This is a genomic window from Bradyrhizobium sp., from assembly GCF_016462955.1.
In the GTDB taxonomy this organism is placed as follows: domain Bacteria; phylum Pseudomonadota; class Alphaproteobacteria; order Rhizobiales; family Xanthobacteraceae; genus Bradyrhizobium.
In genome coordinates, this window is the sequence record NZ_JAEMSD010000500.1 from 1,410 (window position 1) to 4,931 (window position 3,522).

General features: G+C 60.7%; 3 protein-coding genes and 1 pseudogene. 2 read left to right on the forward strand and 2 right to left on the reverse strand.

Features of this window, described 5'->3' with window-relative positions; all coding sequences use genetic code 11:
- Nucleotides 1-283, reverse strand: a 283-nt coding sequence (locus JHD07_RS32810) for an NAD(P)H-hydrate epimerase (RefSeq protein WP_291629678.1), incomplete at its 3' end; no start/stop codon positions are given.
- A gap of 379 nt (nt 284-662) precedes the next feature.
- On the opposite strand from JHD07_RS32810, the gene JHD07_RS32815 reads away from it, so the two are divergent.
- Both JHD07_RS32815 and glnA read left to right on the forward strand, forming a co-directional pair.
- A complete protein-coding gene (locus JHD07_RS32815) occupies nt 663-1,001 on the forward strand; it encodes a P-II family nitrogen regulator (RefSeq protein WP_007603495.1) in 339 nt (112 codons plus the stop codon).
- A gap of 151 nt (nt 1,002-1,152) precedes the next feature.
- Nucleotides 1,153-2,562: a type I glutamate--ammonia ligase gene (gene glnA, locus JHD07_RS32820; protein ID WP_291629680.1), complete on the forward strand. Its 1,410-nt coding sequence runs from the start codon at nt 1,153-1,155 to the stop codon at nt 2,560-2,562.
- 357 nt (nt 2,563-2,919) lie between these two features.
- On the opposite strand, the pseudogene JHD07_RS32825 reads toward glnA, so the two are convergent.
- A pseudogene (locus JHD07_RS32825) lies at nt 2,920-3,324 on the reverse strand (gamma-glutamyl-gamma-aminobutyrate hydrolase family protein); the annotation flags it as partial.
- Nucleotides 3,325-3,522: the final 198 nt, after the last annotated feature.

Here is a 3,522-nt window from a genome sequence, read left to right on the forward strand (position 1 = left end):
CACGTGCGGCGGAGGCGGCATCGCCCTGGAGCAGGTCGCGCTCACACATCAGAATTACCGAGACCTCCCGCCCCTGGGCGGCGAGCTCGGCGGCGGCGACGAAGCCGTCCCCGCCATTGTTCCCGGGACCCGCCACGATCAGGATCGGTCCCTCCTCCACCAGCGCCTGGGCAGCCGCAGCGACTGCCTGGCCGGCGCTGAGCATCAGCTTGAAACCGGGCGTGCCGGCCGCGATCGAAAGCTGGTCGGCGCGCTGCATTTCGGCGTTGGTTAGAACTTCCATGCCTCTTCCTAGTACAAACGCCTCTTCAACAGGCATCTTTTGGGCCGATCCAACGATACGAACAGCCATCTGCACACATATTGAACCGTTTGCCTATTTCACAGTCTTCGGTATTTTGAGCAGATCGGCGGTCCTACTCAGAGATGCTCGTTAGAAGGCTGATAACGCTCCAATAATCAGGGGATTTGCAACTTGGCATAGACCCTGCTTTCGAGGAAGCCGCTTCGGTTCGTTGTGCTCACTGGCATCTTAGATGGTGGGGCCGGCCGTCGTTGCCGGGCTGGTCAGGGTCCGGCTTAGAGAAGACAAGATCGTGCGTTGAGAAATGCGCATCCTGACGAAGACGTTGCCATTTGATCGAGAGGCCGGGAGTCGCGCAGTGAAGAAAATCGAAGCCATCATCAAGCCATTTAAGCTCGACGAGGTGAAGGAAGCGCTGCAGGAGGTCGGCCTTCAGGGCATCACCGTGACCGAGGCCAAGGGCTTTGGCCGGCAGAAGGGTCACGCCGAACTCTACCGCGGCGCAGAATACATCGTCGACTTCCTGCCGAAGGTAAAAATCGAGATCGTGATCGGCGACGATCTGGTCGAGCGCGCCATCGATGCGATCCGCCGCGCCGCGCAAACCGGCCGCATCGGTGACGGCAAGATCTTCGTCTCCAATATCGAAGAGGCGATCCGCATCCGAACCGGCGAATCCGGGCTGGACGCTATCTGAGCCGGGTGCTATCCCGCATTTTGCGACACTCCGACTAGAAAGAAGGCTGCTTCGGCGGCCTGATTTCGTTTGTGCGGTCGCGCAAAACTCGCTCGAGCGAGAATAATTTTGCTCATCTGGAAACCGACCCGCAGAGCCAAAAGGGGTATGCATGAAGACCGCCAAAGACGTCCTGAAATCGATCAAGGACAACGACGTCAAGTACGTCGACCTGCGCTTCACCGATCCGCGCGGCAAGTGGCAGCATGTGACGTTCGACGTCAGCATGATCGATGAAGACATCTTCGCCGAAGGAACGATGTTCGACGGCTCTTCGATCGCCGGCTGGAAGGCGATCAACGAGTCCGACATGTGCCTGATGCCTGATCCGGTGACCGCGACGATCGATCCGTTCTTCGCCGAGACCACCATGGTCATCACCTGCGACGTGCTCGAGCCGACCACGGGCGAGCCCTACAACCGCGATCCCCGCGGCATCGCCAAGAAGGCCGAGGCCATGGTGAAGTCGATGGGCGTCGGCGATGCCGTGTTCGTCGGCCCCGAGGCCGAGTTCTTCGTGTTCGACGACGTGCGCTATTCGGCCGACCCCTACAAGACCGGTTTCCGCCTCGACTCCTCGGAGCTGCCGACCAACTCCGACACCGAATATGAGGGCGGCAATCTCGGCCATCGCATCCGCACCAAGGGCGGCTACTTCCCGGTGCCGCCGCAGGACTCCGTGCAGGACATGCGCTCGGAAATGCTCGGGGCCATGGCCAAGATGGGCGTCAAGGTCGAGAAGCATCACCACGAGGTCGCCTCCGCCCAGCACGAGCTCGGCATGAAGTTCGACACGCTGACGCTGATGGCCGACCACATGCAGATCTACAAGTACTGCATCCACCAGGTCGCGCACATCTACGGCAAGACCGCCACCTTCATGCCGAAGCCGATCTATGGCGACAACGGCTCGGGCATGCACGTGCACCAGTCGATCTGGAAGGAAGGCAAGCCGGTGTTCGCCGGCAACAAATATGCCGACCTGTCGGAGACCTGCCTGCACTACATCGGCGGCATCATCAAGCACGCCAAGGCGATCAACGCCTTCACCAACCCGTCGACCAACTCCTACAAGCGCCTGGTCCCGGGCTACGAGGCTCCCGTGCTGCTCGCCTACTCCGCGCGCAATCGCTCGGCCTCCTGCCGCATCCCCTACACTGCTTCGCCGAAGGCCAAGCGCGTCGAGGTGCGCTTCCCCGATCCGATGGCCAACCCCTATCTCGGCTTCGCCGCGATGCTGATGGCCGGCCTCGACGGCATCAAGAACAAGATCGATCCGGGTCCGGCGATGGACAAGGACCTCTACGACCTGCCGAAGGAAGAGCTGAAGCAGATCCCGACGGTGTGCGGCTCGCTTCGCGAGGCGCTGGAAAACCTCGACAAGGACCGCGCCTTCCTCAAGGCCGGCGGCGTGTTCGACGACGACTTCATCGACGCTTACATCGAGCTGAAGATGACCGAAGTCGCCCGTTTCGAGATGACCCCGCATCCGGTCGAGTTCGAGATGTACTATTCGGGCTGATCGGCCCGAACTGTCTGCGACAAGCAAAAGGCGCTTCCGAAAGGAGGCGCCTTTTCGTTTCGAGACGAAGACAGTTGCGACTTTGCGTCGCCGAGCTCGAGTTGCCCGCGAAAATTCCGGGCGATGAACTCTCACGAGCCGCAGAGCGCTCAGCAATCGCTGCGAAGGTTCTTGCCTCCGCAACCAGAGCGGCCGCGCCATCAGATTTCGTTCTCCATTCGACTCCAATTCGTTCTCAAAGAACAAATCAGGGCCGCAAAAACGTCTCGGACCAATTCCTACTGATTGGTTATTCCGCGCGAGATTGCAAAGGCGCACGTCGCGGCGTTCCCTTGGTGACGCAGCGGAACGCCAACTCTAAGCCGCCGCCTTCTGCCGCATGACCAAGGCTTCGCCGAAGGCCTCGAACAGCTTGCGGTTGATGGGATTGTGCTGCGGATCGTACTCCGCATGCCATTGCACCCCGAGCGCGAAGGTCGGCGCTTCGGAGATGCGAATCGCCTCGATGGTGCCGTCCTCGGCGATGCCCTCGATCAGCACGCGCTTGCCGGGCTCGAGAATGCCCTGGCCGTGCAGCGAATTGACCCGGATCTTCTCGCAGCCCAAAATCTTCGCGAACGCGCCGCCCGGCGTCAGGTCGACGTCGTGACGGTCGGCGAACACCACGGTCGGATCGGGATGGATCTCGCCGTTCTCGAGCCGGGGCATGCGGTGGTTCATGCGGCCGGGAATCTCGCGGATCTCGGGATGCAGGGAGCCGCCGACGACTCCACACGAGACTAGCCTCTAATGGTCGTCGGCATGCTCGCGAGCTACACTTCGCTACACGGCAACGCCAGATCGTAGCTTCACGGACGTGACTTTTCGCTCTGCATCAGGGGAGATGAGGTATCTGCAAAACGAGAAACATGCCTCTTTTCTTTGGTGTATGTACTACGCAGGCACTTCAGAGTGGAGATG